The sequence below is a fragment of the Streptomyces echinatus genome (assembly GCF_014203595.1).
GTDB classification, from domain to species: Bacteria; Actinomycetota; Actinomycetes; order Streptomycetales; family Streptomycetaceae; genus Streptomyces; species Streptomyces echinatus.
In genome coordinates, this window is the sequence record NZ_JACHJK010000005.1 from 154105 (window position 1) to 177438 (window position 23334).

A 23334-nucleotide genomic window follows, 5' to 3' on the forward strand; every position below is an offset into this window, starting at 1 on the left:
ACCGTCCGGCTGCCCGCCGGTCCCCACCGTCCGGCTGCCCGCCGGTCCCCACCGTCCGGCTGCCCGCCGGTCCCCACCGTCCGGCTGCCCGCCGGTCCCCACCGTCCGGCTGCCCGCCGGTGCCACCGCCCGTCGCCCCGCCGGTCCTTCTCGGCTTTCCTGGCCGGCCGTTGTCCTTCGGCCCCCGTGACGGCCGCCCCGCGGCACCCCTACCGTGACCGCCATGACGGACACGCCGGAAGTACGCGACCCCGAACTCCCCGGACGGCTGCTGGCCGTCGAGCGCGACGCCCTCGTACCGCTGCTGCGCTCCCGCCCCGGCGCCGACTTCGCGCTGCCGGCGGCCGCGTGTCCCGGGTGGACCGTGCGGGATGTGCTGGCGCACTGTTCCGCCGCGCTGATGCGCGTGGTGGAGGGCCGGCTGGACAGGGAGGCGTTCTCACCGGAGTCGAACGACCGGGACATCGCGGAGCGGGCCGGCTGGGCGAACGCGCGGGTCGTGGACGAGCTGGAGCGCGGCATGACCGAGGCCGGGCCGGTGATCGCCCGGGGGGACGGACGGCTGGACGTGATCGCCCTGGGTGAGTGGGTGCACGCCGGGGACGTGCGGGACGCCTGGAAGGAGCCGGGGGCCTACGCGGGGGCCGGGCTGCCGGACGCGCTGACCCTGCTGGCGCGGATCACCCGGGAGAAGGGGCACCTGCCGCTGCACGCCGACCTCGACGACATGGACGACCCGGTACGGCTCGGGGCCGCCGCCGCGGACGGGCCGCCCGCGCGGTACATCGGCGGGGCGGCCACGCTGCTGCGCCTGTACGCGGGGCGTCCCCTTACGGGCGTGACGTATGAGCTTGCCGGGGCGCGGGAGACGGAGCTGAACATCTTCGGGTGAGTGAGGGCACCGTGGCGCACCGGGACCGGCGTACTCTTGAATTGGACTAGACCTGTAGTCGCCCGATGAATGCCGATGAATGGGGTGCCATGAGCAAGCGTGCAGTCCTGGAGGTGATCGCCCTCGACGTCGAGGACGCGGTCGCCGCCCAGGCCGGAGGCGCGGACCGGCTGGAGCTGGTCACCGAGATGGCGGCCGACGGGCTCACCCCCTCGCCCGCCACCGTCGCCGCGATCCGTGCCGCCGTCGACATCGACCTGCGCGTGATGCTCCGCCTCGCGGACGGGTTCGCGGCCGGGGACGTGGACCGGCTGGCCGGCGTGGCCGGGGAACTGCGGCAGGCAGGCGCCGACCAGTTCGTGCTCGGCTTCCTCGCCGCGGACGGCGGGGTCGACCTGGCCGCGGTGGAGCGGGTCGTCGACGCGCTCGGCGGCTGCCGGTGGACCTTCCACCGGGCGATCGACCGGGCCGCCGACCGGGACGCCCTGCGCAAGCAGCTCGCCGATCTGCCCGGCCTGGACACCTACCTCACCGCCGGCTCCGCCTCGGGCGTGGACGACGGCCTGCCCACGCTGCTCGCCGAGGCCGCGCACGACGGCGAGCCCGGGTACGAGCAGCAGATCCTCGTCGGCGGCGGACTCCGCCTCGATCATGTGGCCCGGCTCCGGGCCGGCCGGATCAAGGCGTTCCACATCGGCGGGGCGGCCCGCCCCGACGGCTGGCGGGGACCGGTCTCGGCGGACGCGGTCGCCCGGTGGCGCACGGCGGTGGACGGCGCCGCCGGTTAGCCGTCGCCGGTCATCTCTTCACCGGGCGCAGGCACAGGGTGGAGTCGCCGTCCACGCTGTACTGGAGGTGGGCCACGTAGTCGCCGGCCGCGCAGTAGCCGTTCTTCGGCTCGGTGATCAGGTACTGGGCGTCCGCGGAGTCGCAGGGGACGTTCCTGAGATCCTGGTGCGGCCACTCGCGGTCGTTGTGCGCGCAGGCCCCCACCGAGAGCGGGTCGAGGTTCCGCCTGGGCGTGAAGTGGACGCCGCTCGGCTCCTTCGAGGTCCCGGAGACCATCAGCACGGGTACGGCGACCAGCGGTATCGCGAGCCCGCCGAGCGGGATGAGCGCGAACAGAGCGGCCGGCCGCCGCAGCACCGGGCGGCCGGGGTCCAGCGGCGGACGCCAGGCGGCCGTCGCCGGCGGCGGGAGCCTGCGGATGCCCGACAGTGCACCGAGGTTGAGCAGCAGGACGACCGGGGTGATGAGCATCGACAGCACACCCCACCAGCCCCGCACCAGCGTGTCCGCCTGCATCTGCCGGAACACGGCGAGCCCGCAGGTGCGGCACAGCACGCCCCGGCGCCGCAGGAACCGCATGACCACCACCATGCCCTGGTGCCCGCGCACCGTCACCGGCGCGGCGGGCATCGCCCCGCACACCTCGCACCCGGGCCCGTGGCCGGGCCCGGCGGCGGGCGGGTACGGCGCCTGGGGCTGGTGGTACGAGCCCGGGGGCTGCTGGTGCGGCGCCGGAGGTTGCTGGTACGGCCCCGGCGGCTGTCGGTACGGGTGCGCGGAGTGCGGCTGGGGCGTGCTCAACGGGTGCCTTTCCAGGGGGACATGCCGGAACGGCACAGCACCCTACTCGGCGAGCTGCGCGGGCAGCGGCGCCGAGTGCGTCACGATCAGGCCGGACACCGCACGGGTCAGCGCCACGTACAGACGCCGCAGCCCCGTGCGTTCGTCCGGTTCGCCGTCCACCACCGCCTGCGGCTCGTCCAGGACCACGTAGTCGTACTCCAGGCCCTTGGCGAGCGAGGCAGGGACGAGGGTCAGCCGGGTCTCGCGGGTGGTCTCCTCACCGGGGGCGAGGCAGGGGATGCCGGCCGCCGCCAGGGCCTCGGCGAGCTCCGGGACACGGGCGTCGGCGGCGATCAGACCGGTCGAGCCCTCGTTGCGCAGCAACTCCTCGCAGGCGGCGACCACGTCGGACGTCCCGGCGGCCGTACGGACCTCGAAGAAGCCCGGGTTCTCCCGGACGGAGGCGACCGGGGCCAGGCCGGGCGCGATGTGCGGCAGCAGCCGGGAGGCGTACGCGATGACGTCCGTCGGCACGCGGAAACCGGCCGTCAGCTCCTCGACCGCGCCCTCCGGCTTGCCGAGGTGGGCCAGCGCCTGAGCCCAGCTCCGGGTCGCCCACGGGGTCGTGCCCTGCGCGAGGTCGCCCAGGACGGTCGCGCTGCCCGTGGTGCAGCGGCGGCCGACGGCCCGGTACTGCATCGGCGACAGGTCCTGCGCCTCGTCCAGCACGACATGGCCGAGCGAGTGGGTGCGCTGGATCAGGTCGGCCGCCTCGTCGATCAGCACCGTGTCCGCCGCCGACCACCTGGCCGACTTCACACTGCGCACCGGCTTGGCCCACAGCACCGTCTTCTGCTCGTCCTCGTCCAGGATCCCGGCGGCGTGCTCGGCGAGGAACTCCGCCTCGCCGAGCAGCCGCAGCACCAGCTTCGCCGGGTCCACGGCCGGCCACAGGGCCTTCACGGCCGCCTTCACCGCGCTGTTGCGGGCGACCGCGTCCTGCACCCGGTCGTCCGGGGCCTCCCCGGCCCGCTCCATCTGCACCAGCACCGCGTGCGCGATGCGCTGCGGCAGGGCCTCACGGGCGGCGCCGTAGCGGATGCCCCGCGCAAGCAACTCGCGGACGATCTCCTCCAGTTCGTACGCCGGCACCCGCCAGCGCCGCGAGCCGCGCACGACCACGACCGGCTCGGTGGGCAGGGTCACGTGCGCGTACAGGGCGCGCCTGAGCACCTCGGCCATCCGGGCGTCGCCCTTGACCAGCGCGGCGGCGGCGTCGTCCGTGCCGCGCACCTCGGCATGGGCGACGAGGTCGTCCACCGTGGCCTGCCGGACGGTCAGCTCGCCGAGCGCGGGCAGGACCTGCTCGATGTAGTGCAGGAAGGACCGGTTCGGCCCGATGACCAGGGTGCCGGTGCGGGCCAGCCGCTCCCGGTGGGCGTAGAGCAGGTAGGCGACCCGGTGCAGGCCGACGGCGGTCTTCCCGGTGCCGGGGCCGCCCTGCACGCAGACCGTGCCGGACAGGCCGGAGCGGACGATCTCGTCCTGTTCCGGCTGGATGGTGGCCACGATGTCCCGCATCGGGCCGACGCGCGGCCGCTCGATCTCCTGCTGGAGCAGCTTGCTGGTGGCGGCCGCCTCGGCCGGGTCGGAGAGGTGCTCGTCCTCGTACGCGGTCAGATCGCCGCCGGTGTAGCCGAAGCGCCGGCGCAGCCCGACGTCCATGGGGTCCTTCTTGGACGCCCGGTAGAACGGCTGCGAGACCGGCGCGCGCCAGTCGATGACCATCGGGTCGCCGCCGGCGTCGTGCACATGACGGCGCCCGATGTAGAACTGCTCGCCCTCGGCGCCCTCGGCCTGCTCGGCGCCGGGGGCGTGCAGGTAGTCCAGCCGCCCGAAGAACAGCGGGGTGTCGCTGAGGTCGGCCAGGGCCTTGATGCGTTCGTCGATCTGGCGGGCGAGCACCTCGGCGTTCACCCAGTTCGCGGTGACGTCGCGGATGTCCAGGGCCTCGACGTCCTCGCGCATGGCACGCAGGGCGGCGCGGGACGAGGCGAGGTGGGACCGCTCTCGGGCGAGGGGGTCGACGGACGGGCCGGCGGGCGGTTCGTGGGTGGGCGCGGACAAGGGGGTGCCTCCGTTGGGCCTGTGGCGTGGGCTACGACGGTGCCGTCCGGTTTCCGGCCGGACGGCGGCTCTCCGTGAGGAGGCGGGCAAGAGCGGAGATTTTAGGGGGCGCGGGGGCGCGGGTCCAACGAATATCCGTCCCCTAGGGGACGAGGTGCCCCCGGCGTAGGGGCGGGGTCCACCCGGAGATCTACGAAAGGCCGTCCGGAACCGGACCCGTGGACCGATGCGTGAGAGGGGTCCCGAGTTCCACCATGGAGACATGAGCGCAGCAACCATCTCTCCCTCCCCCGTCCGGCCCCCGTCCGGCGCCACGGCGGTGGACGGCCCGCACCACCACCCGCTGGGCAACGCCCTGCGCGCCCTGAAGGTGTTCGCCGAGGCGGCGTTCAGCGTCGCGATCCTCGGCGAGTACGGCGAGGAAGCGGGCATACGCCGCAAGTAACGGCATAGGGTCGCGTCCGTGCGGAAACGGACGTCCCTGCTCCTTCTCGCCCTCTCCCTCACCTCCTTCGTCACGCTGTGCGCCCTGCGCGGCGCACCCATGGCCGACCTCCTCGTCTACCGGGCCGAGGGCGCGGCCGTGGCCCACGGCACCGACCTCTACGGCTTCACCGTCACCGAGTGGCGGCTCCCCGCGACCTACCCGCCCTTCGCGGCGGTCCTCTTCGTCCCGGCCACCTGGCTTTCCGTGCCGGCTCTGAAAGCGGCGTTCCTGGCGGGCAACGCGCTCCTGCTCGCCGTCTTCGTCGCCCTCTCCGCCCGCCTGGCGTCCCGGCCCCTGCGCCTGCCCCCGCACCTGCCCCTGCTCTGCGCGGCCACCGCGGCCGCGCTCTGGCTGGAGCCGGTCTTCCAGACGCTCCTGTTCGGCCAGATCAACCTGGCCGTCGCCTGTCTGGCCCTGTGGGACCTGACCCGGCCCGCGGGCGCCCGCGCCAAGGGCCTCGCCCTCGGGATCTCGGCCGGCATCAAGCTCACCCCGGCCGTGTTCGTGGCCTACCTGCTGCTGCGGGGCCGGGCGCGGGAGGCGGTGACGGCGGTGGCGGCCTTCGGCGGGACGGTCGCGCTGGGTGCCGTCCTGCTCCCCTCCGCGAGCGCCGACTTCTGGACCCGGCGCCTGTACGAGACCGGCCGGGTCGGCAAGGCGTGGATCGTGGACAACCAGTCCCTTCGGGGGCTGGCCGCACGGGCCCTGGGCGATCCCGAGCCGGGCCTCCTGTGGGTGCTGCCGGCGGCAGCGGTCGCGGTGGCGGGCCTGGCGCTGGCGGCCCGTGCCCGCCGGGACAGCCACGGCATCCTGCTGGCCGCGTTCACGGCCCTGCTGGTCTGCCCGGTCAGCTGGACCCACCACTGGGTGTGGTGCGTGCCGCTGCTCGCCGTGCTGCTGGCGGAGGGGCGGACCCGCACGGCCGCGCTGGTGGCCCTCGTCTTCACCGCCCGCACGATATGGCTGGTGCCCCACGAGGGCGCCCTCGACCTGGAACTTCCTTGGTGGCAGCAACCGTTGGCAGCTGCTTACCCGCTCCTGGTGCTCGGGCTGGCCATCTCGTATGACAGCATGATCAGCCGTTGTCCGATCGTTTCGACCGAGCAAACGGGGAAATCGACATGCCCTTCTCGAAGCTTCCGCTCCGCAAGGCGGTGAGCGGTCTGACCGCCGCCACCGCCCTCGCCCTCGGCGCCACCGTCCTGGCCGCGCCCGGCGCCTCGGCCGTCGGTTCCTCCGGCTGCACCAAGAACATCAAGGACAAGACCCTTCAGGTCGTCCAGTGGGACCACGCCGACATGTACACCAGCCCCAGCTTCAAGTCCAAGGTGAAGAAGTCCGTCTTCGTGGGCAGCAACGTGCGCGTGTACTGCACCGCGAAGGGCGGCGACTGGTACTACGGCAAGTCCGGCAAGACCAAGGGCTGGATGGAGTACCACGCCTTCTTCTAGGCACCTCTCCAGGCGCCGCGCCCGTCCTCCTGGGCGGGCTCAGCCCTCCGCCAGGATCTCGTCCGCGTCCACGATGCGGTAGGCGTAGCCCTGCTCGGCCAGGAAGCGCTGCCGGTGGGCGGCGAAGTCCTGGTCGATGGTGTCGCGGGCGACGACCGAGTAGAAGTGGGCCTGGTGGCCGTCGGCCTTGGGGCGCAGCACCCGGCCGAGCCGCTGGGCCTCCTCCTGCCGGGAGCCGAAGGTGCCGGACACCTGGATGGCGACCGTGGCCTCGGGCAGGTCGATGGAGAAGTTGGCGACCTTCGACACCACCAGCACGCTGATCTCACCCTCGCGGAACGCGTCGAAGAGCTTCTCGCGCTGGGCGTTGGAGGTCTCGCCCTTGATGACGGGGGCGTTCAGATGCTCGCCCAGCTCGTCCAGCTGGTCGATGTACTGGCCGATGACGAGGATCTGCTGCCCGGCGAAGCGGCGGACGATCGCCTCCGTGACCTTCCTTTTGGTCGCCGTCGTCGCACAGAAGCGGTACTTCTCCTCCGTCTCGGCCGTCGCGTAGGCCAGCCGCTCGGAGTCGGTCAGGTTCACCCGGACCTCGACACAGTCGGCCGGCGCGATGTAGCCCTGCGCCTCGATCTCCTTCCAGGGCGCGTCGAACCGCTTGGGCCCGATGAGGGAGAACACGTCCGACTCCCGGCCGTCCTCGCGCACCAGGGTGGCCGTGAGCCCCAGCCGGCGGCGCGCCTGGAGGTCGGCGGTGAACTTGAACACCGGCGCGGGCAGCAGATGCACCTCGTCGTAGACGATCAGCCCCCAGTCCCGGGAGTCGAACAGCTCCAGGTGCGGGTAGACGCCCTTCCGCTTGGTCGTCAGCACCTGGTACGTGGCGATGGTGACCGGGCGGATCTCCTTCTTCGTGCCGCTGTACTCGCCGATCTCGTCCTCGGTGAGCGAGGTCCGCTTCACCAGCTCGTGCTTCCACTGCCGGGCGGAGACGGTGTTGGTGACGAGGATCAGCGTGGTCGACTTCGCCTGGGCCATGGACCCGGCGCCGACCAGCGTCTTGCCGGCGCCGCAGGGCAGCACGACGACGCCGCTGCCGCCGTGCCAGAAGTTCTCCACGGCCTGCTTCTGGTACGGCCGCAGGTTCCAGCCGTCCTCCAGCAGCTCGATCGGGTGCGCCTCGCCGTCGACGTACCCGGCGAGGTCCTCGGCCGGCCAGCCCAGCTTCAGCAGCATCTGCTTGATCTGGCCGCGCTCCGAGGGGTGCACCGCGACGGTGTCCGGGTCGATGCGGTTGCCGACCAGCGGGGTGATCCGCCTGGACTTCAGCACCTCCTCCAGCACCGGCCGGTCGGTGGTGGTGAGTACGAGTCCGTGCGCGGGGTGCTTGCTGAGGGTGAGGCGGCCGTAGCGGTCCATCGTCTCGGCGATGTCCACGAGCAGCGCGTGCGGCACCGGGTAGCGGCTGTACTGCACGAGGGCGTCCACGACCTGCTCGGCGTCGTGGCCCGCGGCGCGCGCGTTCCACAGGCCGAGCGGGGTGACCCGGTAGGTGTGGATGTGCTCGGGCGCCCGCTCCAGTTCGGCGAAGGGCGCGATGGCCCGCCGGCATTCGTCGGCCCGCTCGTGGTCGACTTCCAGGAGCAGGGTCTTGTCGGACTGGACGATGAGGGGACCGTTCACGCGCGGCTGCCTTTCCGAACGGCTGGACGTGGCCAAACAACCAGTGTGCCGCATCGGGCCGGATTGCCCATGGGGTCAGCCGGCCGTACCTGCTTTCACCACCTGCGGAAACGGGGTCAGCGCGCGGCTTCCACGACGAAGAGCCGGCCGTCCGCGCCCCTGCCGACGCACGTGTCCTCGCGGGGCAACCCCGCCCCGGGTCCGGGTGTCTACTCCGGCGAAGCGGTGTGGCGCGGGGGCGGTGAGGAGTGCGGGTGATGCCGGCAGTCAGGTGGGGAACCGGGGCGGGGGCCGTGGTGGTGCTGGTGGCCACCGGCGTCTGGGCGATGTGGCCGGGGCAGGTCGACGCACGGCTCTGGAGCGAGGTACGGCCGGTGATCGAGGCCCGGCTGGCGGCGGAGAACCGGGGGACCGGGTACGGCGGGACCGTGCCCGCGCTGGAGGCGCACTGGTTCTGCCGGGCCGAGGCGCTCGACCTGGACGACCGCGGTGGCGAGGTGCGCGCGGGCGTCAACACGCTCTGCGTCGAGTACGGTGTGCGCGACGGCAGCCTGGTGGAATGCGGCGCCGGACAGGTTCCGCAGGTGCTGCGGCTGGCCCGGACCGCGGACGGCGGCTACCGGGTCGTGGCGCGCGAGGAGGCGCCCGACGGTGCCGGGAACGCCCGCTGGACCAAGGACCACTTCGGCCGCGTCGGCAGCGCCGCCCTGGGCAGACCCATGTCGGCCGCCGCCCTGGAGAGCGCGGCCCGCACCCGCTTCGGCCTGCCCGCGAACGCGCCGGTCGGAGACTGCTGAGCCGTACTCAGTCGTCCGCCAGTTCGGCGACCCCCGTGATCCGGTGCAGCGGATACGTCCGCACCTCGTCCGCCGTGTGGTCGTACGCCGTCACGAAGCCGCCCTCCACCCGGATCGGGGCGATGACCCGCTGGCTGGCGGCGCCCTCGGCGTTGACGTAGCCGATCCACACGGCGTCGCCGGTCAGGACGGCGGCCTGCATGGTGGCCAGGGTCTCGGCGGAGGAGGTCCGGGGCAGCTCACCGCCCGCCAGGGGCTCGCCCGCCGACTTGCGCGGGGCGGTGGCGGCCAGGTCACCGGCCCGGATCGCGCGGATCGCCGCCGCCAGCAGCGTGGCGTCCGGCGGCGGCGGCCCGTCCGGCACCGGCTCGGGCGCGGTGCGCGGCGGGGTGCGGTGGGCGTGGGCGCGGGTGATCAGGACATCGCCCTCGGCGGACTCCGCGGCGGGCGCGTACCCCATCGCGCGCAGCCCCTCCAGCAGCGTCGCCGGATCGGCCGGGGCGGCCAGCACGGTCGGGGCCAGCCGGCGCAGGCGCAGGGCGGCGGCCCGCTTGTCGGCGAGGATCTCGTTCAGCAGGGCGTCGTCGTCGCAGCGGACGTACGCCGAGGCCGCGCCGACCCGCAGATGGCCGTGCCGGCGGGCCACGTCGTCGATCAGATAGGCGAGCGGCTGCGGGACCGGGGTTCGGGAGTGCTCGGTGAGGAAGGCGTGCAGGTCGGCGGCGGCCCGGCCGGCGTCCAGGGCCCGGCGCACGGACGCCGGCGTGAACCGGTACACGGTCGCGCCGCCCTTGGACTCCACGTCCGCGAGCACGCCCAGCATGTCCGCGAGCGGCCGCCGCAGCGGGCCGGGGGCGACCGCCGTCAGGTCGGCCTGGAGCAGGACGTGGTCCAGGGGCTCGGGCAGCAGCGGGGCGAGCAGCCGGGCCGCGGCGGCGGCCGCGACGGCCTGGTCGGCGGCGGAGAGGGGCGCGAGCCGGTCGGGCGCGCGGTGGTGGTGCACCGGGAGCTTGTCGCCGGGACCGGACGGCACGGGGGAACCGGCATCGGGGGCGGCCAGGGAGCCGGGGGCCGGGGCGCCGGTCCCGGCCGGGCCCGCCTTCGACGAGCCGGCCCCGGCGGCGGGTGGCAGCCCGAGCAGCGCGCGCCCGTGCGCCGCCAGCGCGCCCCGGCCGGTCACGCCCAGCAGCTCCGCCTCCGACAGGGTCCAGCGGGCCAGCCGGGAGCGCAGATCGTCGTCGCCGTCGCGCTGGGCGCCCCGCAGCGGCCGTTCCCAGCGCAGCCGGGCCAGCACCGACCCGGCGTCCGGGGCCGCGCCCTGCGGGAGTCCGGCCAGCAGGGACAGCACCCGGTGCCGTACCTCGGGCGCGGCGGACCGGTCGAGGCCCGCCCCGAGCGCCGACAGGGCCCGGTCCTTCGCGTCCCGGCCGCCGACCAGCCCGGCGGTGCGGGTGGCCGTCAGCCATGCCTGGGCGAGCCGGACCCAGCGCTCGGCCGGCGGCTGCTCCAGCCACTCGTCGTAGGCGGGAGTGGCCGCGTACCGCTCGTCGGCCTCCCCGTCGGAGGCGACCAGGCCGGCCGCGTACGCCAGCTCGGCCCAGAAGGCGGCGACCGGCTCGGACACGTCCAGCGCCACGGCGGTCCGCTTCAGGTCACGGACGCTGAGCCCGCCCGCCCGCAGCACGGCGGGCCCGCCCTCGTCCCAGTCCTTCAGCAGCTCCTCCACGGTGGCCAGCGCGGTGTACGCCTGCCCGGCCGCGGTGGCGTCCACCACCTGCGGGCCGTGGGCCGCGGCCGGCGCCACGGCGGGCGGCACCGGTTCGGGCGCGCGGTGGGCGCGGCCCTCGCGCAGGTGCAGGGCGACCTCGCGGGGGAGCACGACCGTGCCGGGTGCGGTCGGCAGCAGCAGGCCGCGGTCCAGCAGCCAGCGCAAGTGCGCCGCCGGTTCCGCGGTGACCTGCCCGTACGGCGGTCCCCACACCAGCCGGGACAGCACCTCGTGGGCGGCCTCCGGGGCCCCGGCGAGCAGCTTCGCCATCTTCTTCCGGTGCGTGAACAGCGTGGTCAGCGCGGTCACGGCGGACACCGAGTCGTGCGTGGACGGCAGCCCCGCCGCCGCCACGATCTCCTGGATCCGCCCCGGCGACATGCCCGAGGTGGCCTCCTGCACGGTCGGGCCGAGCCCGGTCGGGGACGGATGCTGCGGCGACGGCGCGAGCAGCTCGCGGGCGGTCCGCACCAGCCGCAGCCGGTCGTCCTCGCCCCACACCAGCGCCTGCTCGCGCAGGGCGGCGACGGCCCGCGGCAGCGCGCCGGCCACCGCCTCGTCGCCGGCGTCCCCGGCCATCAGCCCGAGCAGGGTGCCGTACGACGCCGGGTCCGGGGCCACCGCCAGCGCCTCCGCCGCCTGGAGCGCGAACCGGTCCAGCCGCTCCAGGGCGCGCAGCACCGAGGCGCGCGTACCGGCGCGGGTGGCGAGCTGGGTGAGATCCGTGGGTACGGGGGTGACGAGGTCCGGACGGCTGCGCAGCAGCGCGGCCAGGGAGGCGTCGTCCCGCACGCGGAGCGCCTCCGCGAGGGACCGAGGGGCTGAGTGGGCCTCGGGGCTCATCCGGCCAACGGTAGCGGACAACCCCGCCCCACCCGAGAGCCCGACCGCCCCCGCCCCGACAGCACCAGCACTACGGCGCCCAAAAGGGGCGCGGGGAACTGCGCGCCCAGCCCCGACGAACCCGCGCCCGGCCGACGACCGAGGCCACATGCCCGGGCCCCGGCAGGGACGCGGGGAACTGCGCGAACAGGCCCGCCCGGCCCGCGGCCGGACGACCGCCGAGGCCGCTCGCACGGCCAACAGGAAAGAACCGGTACCGTCCTCACGGGGAATCAGTCGGCGCACCCCGGAGGGGTTCCGTGGGGATCGAGAGCGACCAGGTCGTCTACGAGTATCTGAGCCGCGTCGGAGACATCGCCCACCAGCGGCAGCTGCCGTCGGCGACGCGGATGCGGCTCGTGTCGGAGCTGCGCAACGAGATCGACCGGAGCCGGGCGAAGGCGACGGTCGACTCACCCGCCGCCGTCCGCCGCATCCTGGACCACATCGGCACCCCCGACGAGGTCGTCGCGGCGGCGGGCGGCAACGGCGCGCTTCCGCAACCGCCCTCCGCCGCCGTACCGGCACAGCCCGCCGCCGGCGAACGGACGCGGAAGCAGGCGGAGCGGACGCGGGAGCCGGCGGAGCGGGAGCGGCCGAAGGGGCTGCGCCGGGTCGTACCGCGCCCCCGCCCCGCCGAGCCCGAGCCGCCCGCGCCGCGTGACGGGCCGGCCCCGCCGCACCTCGCCCCCGCGCACGAGCTGGGGGACGGCGCCCTGCCGCCCGACTGGTGGCGGGTGGGCACCGGCGGTCCCCAGGCGGACATCGACTCCGTGCCGGGGTTCGTCGGCGGGGTGGAGATCCCGGACATGCTCAGGCGCCCTCCGGCCCGGGACGCGGCGGAAGCGGCCACCGAGAAGACCGAGCCGGCGGCGGACCCCGCCGGCCCCGCGCCCGCCGCCGCCCCGCGCCGCCGGCTCCTGGGCCTGCGCCCCGCCCGCGCGGCCGCGCCGGCCGACACCCCCGCGCGCCGGCTCCTGCCCCGCTGGTCCAACCCGCTCCTGCTGCTGGCCGCCGCCGCGCTCGTCGCCGGGACCGTGCTCGGCAACTGGTTCGCGCTGCTCCTGGGCTGGGTGATCGCCTACGGCTCCCGGCGCCTGACGGCAGCGGAGACCAAGTGGGCGGTGATGGTGCTGCCGGGCACGGCGGTCGGGGCCGGGCTGGTGTGGCTGTGGGGGCGCAACGAGGGGCGCTGGGGTGAGCCGATCGCCCAGGGCCACCTGAACGACGCCGTAGGCGAGACCTGGCCCTGGGTGATCCGCGGAGCGGCCCTGGCCTCGGCCGCCTACCTGGTCTGGCGCTCCCAGAAAAAGAACTGACCCACGCCCGGGCTGCGCCGCGTTGCCCACGCTCACCATCCGGCTGCGCCGCGCTGCCTTCGGCCGTCGTCCGGCTGCCGCCGCGTCGTGGCAGGTCGCGCAGTTCCCCGCGCCCCTGGGTGGGACCAGCCGGCCCGCTCCGAAAGCCGCCGGCGCCGCAGCGCCCCAAAGGGGCGCGGGGAACTGCGCGATCGGCCCGGCACGGACCGCACCCGGCAGACGGCGGCCACCCCCACGGCGCGGATCCGCCCCCCGCACTCACCCACCCCGCATCAACAACCCCACACGGTCGGCCCCGTCACCGCGTCGTCCGCTCATCCACCCCGCCCCGGCGGTGCCCGGCAGAATGGCCCCCATGGCTTTCCACCTCACCGTCGGCTTCGACCTCGACATGACCCTCATCGACTCACGGCCGGGCATCCGTGCCTGTTACCTGGCCCTCGCCGAGCGCACGGGGACGTTCATCGACGCCGATCTGGCGGTGACCCGGCTGGGGCCGCCGCTGGCGGAGGAGCTGATCCAGTGGTTCCCGCCCGAGCAGGTGCCGGCGATGGCCGACCTGTACCGGGAGATGTACCCCTCCATAGCCATCGCCGCGACGCCCGCCATGGACGGTGCCCGGGAGGCGATCGACGCGGTGCGCGCGGCCGGCGGACGGACGATGGTGGTGACGGCGAAGTACGAGCCGAACGCCAAGCTGCACCTGGCCCACCTCGGCATCGAGCCGGACGTGGTCGTCGGCGACCTGTGGGCCGAGCAGAAGGCGGCGGCGCTGCGCGAGTACGGCGCCGGCGTGTACGTCGGCGACCACGTAGGGGACGTGCGCGGAGCCCGCGCGGCGGGTGCGTTTTCGGTCGCCGTCGCGACCGGTCCGTGCCCGGCCGGTGAACTGGCCGCGGCCGGTGCGGACGTCGTCCTCACCGGTCTGTCCGCCTTCCCGGCGTGGCTCTCCGGCTACCGCGAGGCGCCCGGTGCGGCCCCCCGCGCCTGACGCCGCCCGGCGGTGACCGACCGCAGGACACCGGCGCCGGCGACGAGGAATCCGACGGCCATGAGCATGCTCAGGCCGAACATGTACGTAGGAAAAGGCCTCGCCCCGACGAACAGCGGGGCCACCGTGACGAGGGTGGCGACCGCTCCGAGGAAGAAGACGACGGCCCCGGCGCGGATCAGTCGGTCACCGGGCGCGGCGGAATTCGTTTGGGTTTTGTCACGCACCGGACCAGGGTAGTTCCCTGCGCGAGAGAACAACCGGGGAACGTCTTGTCACCCGCCCGAAGACCATTAGCCTTGGTAGCGGCGGGTCATGGTCGACCCGCCCCAGTGCTATCAAGAGCCGTTTCCGAAGTAGTTTTCCCGACGAGTACGAGGACGAGGACAGACGTGCCTACCGGCAAGGTCAAGTGGTTCAACAGTGAGAAGGGCTTCGGCTTTCTCTCCCGCGACGACGGCGGTGACGTCTTCGTCCATTCCTCGGTTCTCCCCGACGGAGTCGATGCGCTCAAGCCGGGACAGCGCGTGGAGTTCGGAGTCGTCGCCGGTCAGCGCGGCGACCAGGCGTTGTCGGTGATCCTGCTCGACCCGACGCCGTCGGTCGCCGCCGCCCAGCGCAAGAAGCCGGACGAGCTGGCCTCGATCGTGCAGGATTTGACGACCCTTCTCGAGAACATCACGCCGATGCTGGAGAAGGGCCGTTACCCGGACAAGGCCTCCGGCAAGAAGATCGCCGGTCTGCTCCGCGCGGTCGCCGACCAGCTGGACGTCTGATCCCTGTTCCGACGGGACCCGGAATCCGGGAATCCGTCAGGGAAACGCGAGCGCGTCCGGGCCGAGGGGCGGTACGAGTCCCTCGGCCGCCGCTCGTGTGAGCAGCCCGCGGACCGCCGCGTAGCCGTGCTCTCCGAGGCCGGCGGTGAACTCGTTGACGTAGAGCCCGATGTGCTGGTCGGCGACGGCCGGGTCCATCTCCTGGGCATGCGCCATGACGTACGGCCGGGAGGCCTCCGGGTCGTCCCAGGCGGCGCGCACGGAGGCACGGACCGAGTCGGCGAGCCGGCCGAGCGCCTCGGCGCCCAGCGAGCGCTTGGCGATGATCGCGCCCAGCGGGATCGGCAGCCCGGTGGTCCGCTCCCAGTGCTCGCCCATGTCGGCGAGCTTGTGCAGCCCGTAGTTCTGATAGGTGAACCGGGCCTCGTGGATGACCAGGCCCGCGTCCACCTTGCCGTCCCGCACGGCCGGCATGATCTCGTGGAACGGCATGACCACGATCTCGCCGACCCCGCCCGGCAGGGTGTCCGCCGCCCACAGGCGGAACAGCAGATAGGCCGTCGACTTCTCGCTCGGCACGGCGACCGTACGGCCCGTCAGGTCCGTTCCCGGCTCCCGGGTCAGCACCAGCGGCCCACAGCCCCGGCCCAGCGCGCCTCCGCACGGCAGCAGCGCGTACTTGCCGAGGACGTACGGCAGGACCGCGTACGACACCTTCAGTACGTCGAACTCGCCGCGCTCGGCCATGCCGTTGGTGATGTCGATGTCGGCGAAGGTCACGTCCAGCGCGGGGGCGCCGGGGACGCGGCCGTGGGCGAGGGCGTCGAAGACGAACGTGTCGTTCGGGCAGGGGGAGTACGCGATCTGCAGTGGCTCAGTGCTCATGGGCGTTCCAACTCTCCAGTGCGGGCGCGAGCTTCCCGAAGCCCTCGGTGAGTGCGGCGAGGGCGTCGCCGATGCGCCAGGCGGCCCGGTCGCGGGGGCCGACCGGGTTGGAGACCGCGCGGATCTCCAGGACGGGCACGCCGTGCGCGGCGGCGGCCTCCGCCACCCCGAAGCCCTCCATGCCCTCGGCGAGCGCGCCGGGGTGCCGGGCGCGCAGGGCGGCGGCACGGGCGGCGGTGCCGGTCACCGTGGAGACGGTCAGGATCGTGCCGATACGGGCACCGGTGGCCTCGGATGCGACTCGAACGAGTGATTCCGGCGAGCGGTGGGTGACGGTGCCGAAGCCGAGTTCGGTGACCGGGAGGAAACCGTCGGCGGTCTCGGCCCCCAGGTCGGCCACGGTGATCGCGTCGGCGACCACGAGGGAGCCGACGGGCGCCCCGTGCGGGAAGCCGCCGCCGATGCCGGCCGAGACGACCAGACCGTAGGGGCGGCCGGCCAGCGCGGCGGCGGTGAGGGCGCCGGCGGTGGAGGCGGCGGCGAGCGCCGGACCCACACCGGCGGCGAGCAGGTCCCAGTCCGCGGCCGTACGGCACAGGGTCGCGCCCGGCAGCCGTACCTCCTCGGCCGCCGCGGGCAACGCCCGGGCCACCGCGTCCCGCTCGACGGGAACCGCGGTGACGGCCAGGACCCTTCCGGCGGAAGTCGTGATCAGCCCTTCTTCAGCTTGAAGGACCACACGCCCTTGGTGTTCTTCTCACCCATCTGGATCGCGAGGGTGTTGGTGGTGCCCCCGGTGCCGTACTGCTCCTGGAAGAACGCGCCGTACGGGATCGTGTGGTACGTCTGCTTGCTGTTCTCGCTGAACGGGCGGCCGTTGACCAGCACGACCCAGCCCGCCTCGGCGATCTTCGGGTCGACGCCGATGCGGACCGTCTCGTCCGGGCCGACCTCGATCGTCTTCACGTCGTCGGCGTTCTTGACACAGTCCTTCAGCGACTCGGCGTTCAGCTTCTCGCCGTCGTTGTAGCAGAGGGCCTCGGAGCTGACCGAGTCCCCGCCGACGGTGACCGTCGCGACGGGCGTCGGCTTGTCACAGGCCGACAGGACGAGCAGTCCGGCGGAAACGGCGCCGGCGACAGCGACGGCGCGGCGGCGTCGCACAACGGATTGCAGCGTGGTCATGGCCGAAGGCTATCGGGCGCCCACAGCCGTCCGCCCACGTGGGGTGCGGCGTGCCCGGTTCGTTACGCCACGCGGCCCCGGGGACGGCCCCGGGGGCGGTTCCGCGGGCGGCTCGGGGGGCGGTTCCGGGGCGGCTCGGCGGGCGGCTCGGGAGGGCGGTTCCGGGGCGGCTCGGCGGGCGGTTCGCGGGGCGGTTCCGGGGCGGCTTGGGGGGCTTCGGGGGCGAGGACACCGTGCCCGGATCGTTACGCCACGCGTGCCCGGGGGCGGGGTGCCGTGCCGGGTTCGCTGTGTCGCGGGTGCCCGGGGGCGGGTGCCGGGTCCGGTCTACGCCACCCTGGGCCGTGGCCGGCCGCCGTGCCGGGCCGAGGCGAGCAGCCCCTTCAGCGTGGTCAGCCAGCCGGCGGCCACGAACGCGGCGCCGACCAACAGCCCCACCGTGCCGTTGAGCGGCATCACGATGCCCACCGCGCCGCCGAACACCCACGCCATCTGCAGCAGCGTCTCCGAGCGGGCGAACGCCGAGGTGCGCACCTGCTCCGGCACGTCCCGCTGGATCAGCGCGTCCAGCGCCAGCTTGGCCAGCGCCTGCGCGAACCCGGCCACCGCCGCCACACAGGCCACCAGGAACGTCCCGAAGAACACCCCGGCGACGACCGAGACACCGAGCACCACCGCGACGACGGTCACGATGATGATCTCCGGAGCGCGTGACCTGAGCCAGGCGCCCACGGCCGTCCCGAGGGCGTTGCCCACCCCGGCCGCGACGCCCACTATCCCCAGCGACACCGCCGCGCTCTGCCCGGTCAGCGGATGCTCGCGCAGCAGGAAGGCGAGGAAGAAGATCAGGAAGCCGGACAGGCAGCGCAGGGCCGCGTTGGCGCCCAGCGCGTGCGTGACCGCGGGCCCGACCGTCCGCAGCCCCGGCCGCCTGGCCCGCTTGCGGCACGGCCCGTGCAGATGCTGCTCGTCGGCCGCGAGCAGCGCCACGTCCTCGCCCTTGGCCGAGTCCACCACGGGCGGCAGGGAGAACGACAGAAACGTACCTGCAGAGAAGATCACGAAGGCGCCGTAGAGCGGCCACGGGTCACCGAGCGCGTGCAGACCCGCCGCGATCGGCGCGGCGGCACCCGTGGCCAGCAGCCCCGCCAGGGTCACCCGGGAATTGGCCTTCACGAGCGAGAACCGCGGCGGCAGCAGCCGCGGCACGACGGCACTGCGGACCACGCCGTACGCCTTGGAGGCCACCAGCACGCCCAGCGCCGCCGGATACAGCTCCAGGCTGCCGCTCGCCACCGCCCCCGAGATCACCAGCGCGAGCAGCGCCCGCGCCAGCATCGACCCGGCCATCGCGGCCCGCCGCCCGTGCGGCAGCCGGTCCAGCAGCGGGCCGATGACCGGAGCGAGGACCGTGAACGGTGCCATCGTGATGGCGAGATAGAGCGCGACCCGCCCCCGCGCCTCGTCCGTGGGCACCGAGAAGAACACCGTCGAGGCCAGCGCCACCGTCACCATGACGTCCCCGGCGCCGTTCACCGCGTGCAGCTCGATCAGCTTGCCCAGACCCGACTCGCCCGCGCCGTGCGCGTGCGTCGCCTTGCGGATGCCGCGTGCCGTGCCCGTGACAGGAAAGTGCAGGGCACGGCCCATCGCGCGGACGGCACCACCCACCCGGCCCGAACCGCCGCCCTGATCACTCGCCTTGTCCGCGGCTGTCACGACGTTCATAGTGCCCCGAGATGCGGCCCGATAGTGCGGTACGGCACGGATGGCGGCGCACGACCGCGCACAGCCCCGCACGACGGTGCCCTCGGCTTCCGGCTGGCCGGCACAGGTGGGCGGGTGGGAATATCCAAGAATCCCGTCCGGTGTAGCGTGCCTATCTCAGCCATAACGCAGAATGGATGGCAGAGGTGCGCCCAGGCGCGCGGATGCAGACGTCGATGCGGTCCCCAGGTCCGCTCCGTCGGCGAAACCGCCGGAGGCAGCCGCACTCGACGAGACGGCGTAGGAGAGAAGCGATACCTGTGAGCGCGACAACGCGAAGCCGCACCCCCGACCGCCTGTGCGCCGAGGCCGTCGACCTCGCCCGTGCCGCCGCCGAGGAGGCCGCCGCCCCCGGCGTGGTCGGTGAGCACACCGGCCTGGTGTCGGAGGGCGACCGCGTTGTCACCCACTTCTTCGAGTGCAAAGAGCTGGGCTACCGGGGCTGGCGCTGGGCCGCGACCGTGGCCCGCGCCTCCCGCGCCAAGGTGGTGACCCTGGACGAGGTCGTCCTCCTTCCCGGCCCCGACGCCCTCCTCGCCCCCGAGTGGGTCCCCTGGAGCGAGCGCCTGCGCCCCGGCGACCTCGGCCCCGGCGACCTGCTCCCCACCGACCAGGACGACCTGCGCCTGGAGCCCGGCTACACGCCCGAGGAGGAGCCGCCGGCGAACTCCCTGGTCTCCGAGGAGCTGCGGGAACTGGCCGAGGCCGAGGACGCCGACGTCACCGCCGGCGCCCCCGCCGCCCAGCCGACGGTCCCCACCCGGGGCTCGATCGCCTCGGTGGCCGAGGAACTCGGCATGCGGCGCGCGCGTGTCCTGTCCCGTTACGGGCTGCACATCGCCGCCGACCGCTGGGAGGACGCCTACGGCCCGAAGACCCCGATGGCCCAGGCGGCCCCCGCGACCTGCCAGACCTGCGGCTTCCTGACGCCCATCGGCGGCTCCCTCGGCCAGGCCTTCGGCGTCTGCGCCAACGAGTTCTCCCCGGCGGACGGCCGCGTGGTCTCCCTCGCCTACGGCTGCGGAGCCCACTCGGAGGCGGCGGTCATGCCCAAGCCCCCGCAGCCGGCCGCGCCGGTCGTCGACGAGACCCGGGTCGACCCCTTCCCGCTCCGCCCGGTCCGCGACTCCGGCTCCGTCCCGGACATGGGCGACGAGGAGACGGCGGAACTCGGCCACTCCTGAGGGGCGGCCGGGAGCTGGGACCGGAACCGGGGGCCGGCCCCTGGGGCTGCGGCTTGGGCTGGGGCTGCGGCTGGCGCTGCCGCCGGGCTGTGGCCTGAGCCGTTCCGCACTCCGGCCGGCCCGATCTCCCCTTCGGCCGGCCCGACCCGCACCTCGGCCCACACCGTCTTGCGCGGCGACAGGCCGGGCGCCGTGCCCCACCGTTCGGCCAGCGCCGCCACGAGCAGCAGCCCCCGCCCGCCGTCGGCGTCCGGCGGCGGAGCGGACACCGGGCACGGCAGCCGGTCACCGCGCGTGTCGGTCACCTCGATACGGAGGGTGTCACCGACGACGTAGAGCGTCAGCCTGAAGTCCCGGCCGGCCACGCGGCCGTGCGTGGCGGCGTTGGCGGCGAGTTCCCCGACGATCAGTTCCGCCGGGTCCAACGGCAGTCCCCAGGCGCGCAGTTGTTCTCCGGCCAGCTGTCGCGCGAGCCGGGCGCCGCGTGGTGTGGGGGACAGCTGCGCCGTGAAGTTCGGGATGGGGGTGGAGATTTCCTGGTTCACATCACTCAGAGTGGCCGTGCCTGCTACCTGTGAACAGTGACGATGCGGTTGCGTACGGTCACTGTCCGGGGGTTGTCCGGTGGTGTCCGGGCTGTCGAGAAGGGGTGCGGTGGCGTGAGCGAGGAAGGGGAGCCGGGGTGGGAGGTCGACCCGGACGACGAGTGGGGGCTCGCCGTCATCGCCACGGTCGGGCGTCAGCTGAGGCTGCGCCGGGAAGCGGTGGGGATGCGGGCGGCCGACTTCGGCAAGGCCGTCGGGTACGGCGAGGACATGGTCTACAAGGTCGAGTCCGGGAAGCGGATCCCCAGGCCGGAGTACCTCGACAAGGCCGACAAGGTTCTGGACGCGCGCGGGCTGCTGGCCGCGATGAAGGAGGATGTGGAGAAGGTCCGGTATCCGAAGAAGGTGCGGGCTTTGGCCGAGATGGAGGCCAAGGCGGTCGAGATCGCCCTTTACGATCCGCTGAACATCCACGGGCTGCTGCAGACGCCCGAGTACGCACAGGCGCTGTTCACTATGCGGCGCCCCGCCATCACGCAGGACGACATCGAGCGAGCGGTGAAGGCGCGGACGTCCCGGAAGTCGGTGTTCGCGCGTGATCCGGCACCGGAACTCAGCTTCGTCCTGGAGGAGTGGGTGCTTCGCCGCCCTTTGGATGGGCGGTCCTTGCTACGGCAGCAGCTGCAACACGCTCTTGAAATAGGCCAGCTGCGGAACGTCGAAATCCAGGTGATGCCGATGGATCGCCCGGAGCATGCTGGAACGGAAGGCGGCATCGAGGTGCTGAAGTTCGAGGACGGCTCGGCGGTCGGGCGCTCCCCAGGAGTGGCCAACGGCCGTCCCGTTTCCGAGCCCAGGCATCTCCGAATCCTCGAACTGAGGTATGGCATCATCCGGGCGCAGGCGCTCTCCCCACGGGAGTCGCTCGCCTTCATTGAACAACTGCTGGGAGAGACATGATCCTCTGGTTCAAGAGCAGCTACAGCAGTAGTGCAGACCCCGACTCCTGCGTCGAAGTGGGCCTGGACTGGTTCAAGAGCAGCTACAGCGACGGTCCCGAAGGCGACTCCTGCATAGAAGTAGCCCCCACCCCCTCCACCATTCACATCCGGGACTCCAAGCAGACCGGCGGAGATGTCCTCACCGTCGCGCCCGTCAGCTGGGTCGACTTCGTTTCGTACGCTGCCCGGCGCTGACAGGGTCGGCTGCGGGTTTGGTGCTGATTGGCAGATTCGTTCCGTCCGCTGGTGGCGCTGCTGGCCTGGTTGCTGGGGAATGAGTGGGGCTGTTTGGAACGAATCTGCCTATCGCTCGCTCCTGTGCGTCGGCGACGGCTATTCGGGGGTCAAGTGGGCTTCGTGGACGGTGTGCAGGGTGTCGTTCGCTGTGGTGCGTTCCAGGCGTAGGTGGGCGGAACGGGCCCGCAGGGTCAGGGTCATGAGCTGGTTGCCGAACCAGGGGCCGCCCCGTTTGCGCCATTTCACCGGTGGGCGGGCGCAGCGGCCATGGCGGGCGAGGAGGCGGCCCAGGAGGCGGGCCGGGGCGCTCCAGCCGATGCGGAAGCCGAGCCGCAGGGTGAGGGGGACGGAGTTGTGCACGGGTGAGCAGGTGAGCTGCATGACGGGGACGGAGGGGCCGCCGGAGGGCCAGGACGCCTCGGCCAGGTAGCCGTGGTGGACGTCTCCGGAGAGCACCCACACGCCGGCCGGGCCGTTGGGTGCGGAGCCGGTCTCGGCGATGAGCGCGGCGAGGGCGGCGAAGGAGCGCGGGAAGGCCGCCCAGTGCTCCAGGTCGGCCCCGCGGCGCAGGCGCTCGCCGAGGCGGGCCCAGCGGGCGCCGCGTTCCCCGGCGCACAGGGCCGCGTCCCAGGCTTCGGTGTGGTGCACCAGGTGGGGCAGCAGCCAGGGGAGGGAGGTGCCTATCAGGAGGTGGTCGTAGGAGCCGTCGGCCGGGACCTGGTCGCGCAGCCAGGCGGCCTCGCCCGGGTCGAGCATGGCGCGGTGGTCCTCTTCGAGGACGCGTGCGGCTCTGGAGTCCACCATCACCAGCCGGACGCGGCCGAAGTCGCGGCGGTAGCTGAAGCGGACCGAGGCGAGATCGGTGTCGGCCCGTTCGGCGAGGGCGCGCAATGCGTTCGTGCCGTCCGGGGTGGCGTGTACGGCTGCCCAGGTGGGGTCGTGCGCCAGTTCGGCGGGGGAGAGGTTACCGACGTGCTGGTGGACCCAGTAGGACATCAGGCCGGCCAGCAGCCGCTGCTGCCACCAGTCGGTGGCGCGCATGTCGGCGAGCCAGGCGGCTGAGGTGTTCCAGTCGTCCACGATGTCGTGGTCGTCGAAGATCATGAAGCTGGGCACGGTGGACAGCAGCCAGCGGATCTCGGGGTCGAGCCAGGATTCGTAGTAGAGGTGGCAGTACTCCTCGTAGTCGGTGACCTGGCCGCCGGGCGGCACGTCGAGGTCGCGGCGGCCGGCCAGCCAGCGGCGGGTCTCCTCGGAGGTCTCGTCCGCGTAGACCTGGTCGCCCAGCAGGAGCAGGACGTCGGGTGGTGTCGCGTCGGGGTCGGACGCCAGGCGGCGGGCGAGGGTGTCGAGGGCGTCGGGGCCGACCGGGTCCTTGCCGTCGGCCGGGGGCGCGGCCCAGCGGCACGATCCGAAGGTGACCCGGACGGCGTCGCCGGCGGCGGAGGACCGGATGACGGAGGGCGGGAAGCGGGAGTCGGGCAGGGGCCAGACCGGGGTGTCGTCCAGGTGGACCTCGTACGACGGTGCGGTGCCGGGCTGCAGGCCGGTCACCGTGATCAGCGCGTAGTGGTGCCCGGCCACCTGGAAGGTGGGGGCCGTGCCGCTCGCGCCGTCCGAGCAGCGCACCTCCGCCGTGCAGGGCCGGCTCGTCTCGACCCACACGGTCGCGCACGAGCCGTCGGTGTACCTCAGCAGCGGTCCCAGACGCAGTTCGGCCATGTGAGCGTCTTCCTGTCTCGTGGCGTACGGATCTCGTGGCGTACGGAAAGGAACGGCCGTGGA

At 73.6% G+C, this 23334-nt stretch carries 22 protein-coding genes and 1 pseudogene; 12 read left to right on the forward strand and 11 right to left on the reverse strand.

Annotated features, from left to right (window positions below; all coding sequences use genetic code 11):
• Positions 1–223 precede the first annotated feature (223 nt).
• Positions 224–892, forward strand: coding sequence for a maleylpyruvate isomerase family mycothiol-dependent enzyme (locus FHS34_RS15960; RefSeq protein WP_184965658.1), 669 nt, complete (start codon positions 224–226; stop codon positions 890–892).
• Between the two features lie 89 nt (positions 893–981).
• Positions 982–1680: a copper homeostasis protein CutC gene (locus FHS34_RS15965; RefSeq protein ID WP_184965660.1), complete on the forward strand. Its 699-nt coding sequence runs from the start codon at positions 982–984 to the stop codon at positions 1678–1680.
• A 10-nt stretch (positions 1681–1690) separates the two neighbouring features.
• On the opposite strand, the gene FHS34_RS15970 is transcribed toward FHS34_RS15965, so the two are convergent.
• Together FHS34_RS15970 and FHS34_RS15975 are read right to left on the reverse strand one after the other, a co-directional pair.
• Positions 1691–2311: an LppU/SCO3897 family protein gene (locus tag FHS34_RS15970; RefSeq protein WP_184965662.1), complete on the reverse strand. Its 621-nt coding sequence runs from the start codon at positions 2309–2311 to the stop codon at positions 1691–1693.
• Positions 2312–2524: 213 nt separating this feature from the next.
• On the reverse strand, positions 2525–4591 hold the full coding sequence (locus FHS34_RS15975; protein ID WP_184965664.1) for a HelD family protein: 2067 nt from the start codon (positions 4589–4591) through the stop codon (positions 2525–2527).
• A gap of 262 nt (positions 4592–4853) precedes the next feature.
• Here FHS34_RS15975 and FHS34_RS15980 point away from each other — a divergent pair, with 262 nt between their 5' ends.
• From FHS34_RS15980 to FHS34_RS15990, 3 genes are read left to right on the forward strand one after another with little or no spacing between them, the layout of a single operon-like run.
• Positions 4854–5036 carry a hypothetical protein gene (locus FHS34_RS15980; protein WP_184965667.1) on the forward strand — a complete coding sequence of 61 codons (183 nt, stop codon included), beginning with the start codon at positions 4854–4856 and terminating at the stop codon, positions 5034–5036.
• A gap of 18 nt (positions 5037–5054) precedes the next feature.
• Complete coding sequence (locus tag FHS34_RS15985) at positions 5055–6236, forward strand: glycosyltransferase 87 family protein (RefSeq protein ID WP_372478573.1); 1182 nt, start codon at positions 5055–5057, stop codon at positions 6234–6236.
• The gene (locus FHS34_RS15990; protein WP_184965669.1) at positions 6200–6529 is read left to right on the forward strand and encodes a hypothetical protein; all 330 of its coding nucleotides are present in this window, start codon (positions 6200–6202) and stop codon (positions 6527–6529) included. Before FHS34_RS15985 ends, FHS34_RS15990 begins: the two co-directional genes overlap by 37 nt.
• A 39-nt stretch (positions 6530–6568) precedes the next feature.
• Here FHS34_RS15990 and FHS34_RS15995 read toward each other — a convergent pair whose 3' ends face one another.
• Positions 6569–8212, reverse strand: coding sequence for a DNA repair helicase XPB (locus tag FHS34_RS15995; RefSeq protein WP_184965671.1), 1644 nt, complete (start codon positions 8210–8212; stop codon positions 6569–6571).
• Positions 8213–8469: 257 nt separating this feature from the next.
• On the opposite strand from FHS34_RS15995, the gene FHS34_RS16000 reads away from it, so the two are divergent.
• Complete coding sequence (locus FHS34_RS16000; protein WP_184965673.1) at positions 8470–9009, forward strand: hypothetical protein; 540 nt, start codon at positions 8470–8472, stop codon at positions 9007–9009.
• 7 nt (positions 9010–9016) lie between these two features.
• Here the strand turns inward: FHS34_RS16000 and FHS34_RS16005 are convergent, their stop codons facing one another.
• On the reverse strand, positions 9017–11620 hold the full coding sequence (locus tag FHS34_RS16005) for a helicase C-terminal domain-containing protein (RefSeq protein WP_184965674.1): 2604 nt from the start codon (positions 11618–11620) through the stop codon (positions 9017–9019).
• A gap of 299 nt (positions 11621–11919) precedes the next feature.
• On the opposite strand from FHS34_RS16005, the gene FHS34_RS16010 reads away from it, so the two are divergent.
• Together FHS34_RS16010 and FHS34_RS16015 are read left to right on the forward strand one after the other, a co-directional pair.
• Positions 11920–12978 (forward strand): hypothetical protein, encoded by a 1059-nt coding sequence (locus tag FHS34_RS16010; RefSeq protein ID WP_184965676.1) that lies wholly within the window; start codon positions 11920–11922, stop codon positions 12976–12978.
• Between the two features lie 346 nt (positions 12979–13324).
• Positions 13325–13969: an HAD family hydrolase gene (locus FHS34_RS16015; RefSeq protein ID WP_184965678.1), complete on the forward strand. Its 645-nt coding sequence runs from the start codon at positions 13325–13327 to the stop codon at positions 13967–13969.
• On the opposite strand, the gene FHS34_RS16020 is transcribed toward FHS34_RS16015, so the two are convergent.
• Positions 13933–14196 (reverse strand): hypothetical protein, encoded by a 264-nt coding sequence (locus FHS34_RS16020; RefSeq protein ID WP_184965680.1) that lies wholly within the window; start codon positions 14194–14196, stop codon positions 13933–13935. The two genes, FHS34_RS16015 and FHS34_RS16020, sit on opposite strands and share 37 nt — an antisense overlap.
• A gap of 165 nt (positions 14197–14361) precedes the next feature.
• Here FHS34_RS16020 and FHS34_RS43455 point away from each other — a divergent pair, with 165 nt between their 5' ends.
• The gene (locus FHS34_RS43455) at positions 14362–14745 is read left to right on the forward strand and encodes a cold-shock protein (RefSeq protein WP_184965682.1); all 384 of its coding nucleotides are present in this window, start codon (positions 14362–14364) and stop codon (positions 14743–14745) included.
• Between the two features lie 36 nt (positions 14746–14781).
• Here FHS34_RS43455 and FHS34_RS16030 read toward each other — a convergent pair whose 3' ends face one another.
• The 4 genes from FHS34_RS16030 to FHS34_RS16045 all read right to left on the reverse strand — a co-directional run bounded on the left by FHS34_RS16030 (position 14782) and on the right by FHS34_RS16045 (position 18543).
• Positions 14782–15630, reverse strand: a complete 849-nt coding sequence (locus FHS34_RS16030) for a 1,4-dihydroxy-6-naphtoate synthase (protein ID WP_184965684.1) — start codon at positions 15628–15630, stop codon at positions 14782–14784.
• Entirely contained in the window at positions 15620–16369 is a 750-nt protein-coding gene (locus FHS34_RS16035) for a futalosine hydrolase (protein WP_184965686.1), read from the reverse strand. Before FHS34_RS16035 ends, FHS34_RS16030 begins: the two co-directional genes overlap by 11 nt.
• Positions 16342–16815, reverse strand: coding sequence for a DUF2771 family protein (locus tag FHS34_RS16040; RefSeq protein WP_184965688.1), 474 nt, complete (start codon positions 16813–16815; stop codon positions 16342–16344). Before FHS34_RS16040 ends, FHS34_RS16035 begins: the two co-directional genes overlap by 28 nt.
• Before the next feature lie 327 nt (positions 16816–17142).
• Positions 17143–18543, reverse strand: coding sequence for an MFS transporter (locus tag FHS34_RS16045; RefSeq protein WP_221508998.1), 1401 nt, complete (start codon positions 18541–18543; stop codon positions 17143–17145).
• 299 nt (positions 18544–18842) lie between these two features.
• On the opposite strand from FHS34_RS16045, the gene FHS34_RS16050 reads away from it, so the two are divergent.
• Positions 18843–19766 (forward strand): DUF3027 domain-containing protein, encoded by a 924-nt coding sequence (locus FHS34_RS16050; RefSeq protein WP_308288293.1) that lies wholly within the window; start codon positions 18843–18845, stop codon positions 19764–19766.
• A gap of 131 nt (positions 19767–19897) precedes the next feature.
• On the opposite strand, the pseudogene FHS34_RS16055 reads toward FHS34_RS16050, so the two are convergent.
• Positions 19898–20311 (reverse strand): annotated as a pseudogene (locus FHS34_RS16055) (ATP-binding protein); the annotation flags it as partial.
• Between the two features lie 114 nt (positions 20312–20425).
• On the opposite strand from FHS34_RS16055, the gene FHS34_RS16060 reads away from it, so the two are divergent.
• Together FHS34_RS16060 and FHS34_RS16065 are read left to right on the forward strand one after the other, a co-directional pair.
• Positions 20426–21271, forward strand: coding sequence for a helix-turn-helix domain-containing protein (locus tag FHS34_RS16060; RefSeq protein WP_225817481.1), 846 nt, complete (start codon positions 20426–20428; stop codon positions 21269–21271).
• Complete coding sequence (locus FHS34_RS16065; RefSeq protein WP_184965690.1) at positions 21268–21507, forward strand: DUF397 domain-containing protein; 240 nt, start codon at positions 21268–21270, stop codon at positions 21505–21507. The genes FHS34_RS16060 and FHS34_RS16065 overlap by 4 nt, the downstream gene beginning before the upstream one ends.
• A gap of 138 nt (positions 21508–21645) precedes the next feature.
• On the opposite strand, the gene FHS34_RS16070 is transcribed toward FHS34_RS16065, so the two are convergent.
• Positions 21646–23271, reverse strand: coding sequence for an alkaline phosphatase D family protein (locus tag FHS34_RS16070; protein WP_184965691.1), 1626 nt, complete (start codon positions 23269–23271; stop codon positions 21646–21648).
• Between the last annotated feature and the right edge of the window lie 63 nt (positions 23272–23334).

Excerpts from the sequence above, each read along its gene's own strand:
- FHS34_RS15960 (WP_184965658.1), top strand. The coding sequence starts at position 224 with ATGACGGACACGCCGGAAGTACGCGACCCCGAACTCCCCGGACGGCTG.
- FHS34_RS15965 (WP_184965660.1), top strand. The coding sequence starts at position 982 with ATGAGCAAGCGTGCAGTCCTGGAGGTGATCGCCCTCGACGTCGAGGAC.
- FHS34_RS15970 (WP_184965662.1), bottom strand. The coding sequence starts at position 2,311 with ATGCCCGCCGCGCCGGTGACGGTGCGCGGGCACCAGGGCATGGTGGTG.
- FHS34_RS15980 (WP_184965667.1), top strand. The coding sequence starts at position 4,854 with ATGAGCGCAGCAACCATCTCTCCCTCCCCCGTCCGGCCCCCGTCCGGC.
- FHS34_RS15990 (WP_184965669.1), top strand. The coding sequence starts at position 6,200 with ATGCCCTTCTCGAAGCTTCCGCTCCGCAAGGCGGTGAGCGGTCTGACC.
- FHS34_RS16000 (WP_184965673.1), top strand. The coding sequence starts at position 8,470 with ATGCCGGCAGTCAGGTGGGGAACCGGGGCGGGGGCCGTGGTGGTGCTG.
- FHS34_RS16005 (WP_184965674.1), bottom strand. The coding sequence starts at position 11,620 with ATGAGCCCCGAGGCCCACTCAGCCCCTCGGTCCCTCGCGGAGGCGCTC.
- FHS34_RS16015 (WP_184965678.1), top strand. The coding sequence starts at position 13,325 with ATGGCCCCCATGGCTTTCCACCTCACCGTCGGCTTCGACCTCGACATG.
- FHS34_RS16030 (WP_184965684.1), bottom strand. The coding sequence starts at position 15,630 with ATGAGCACTGAGCCACTGCAGATCGCGTACTCCCCCTGCCCGAACGAC.
- FHS34_RS16040 (WP_184965688.1), bottom strand. The coding sequence starts at position 16,815 with ATGACCACGCTGCAATCCGTTGTGCGACGCCGCCGCGCCGTCGCTGTC.
- FHS34_RS16045 (WP_221508998.1), bottom strand. The coding sequence starts at position 18,543 with ATGAACGTCGTGACAGCCGCGGACAAGGCGAGTGATCAGGGCGGCGGT.
- FHS34_RS16065 (WP_184965690.1), top strand. The coding sequence starts at position 21,268 with ATGATCCTCTGGTTCAAGAGCAGCTACAGCAGTAGTGCAGACCCCGAC.
- FHS34_RS16070 (WP_184965691.1), bottom strand. The coding sequence starts at position 23,271 with ATGGCCGAACTGCGTCTGGGACCGCTGCTGAGGTACACCGACGGCTCG.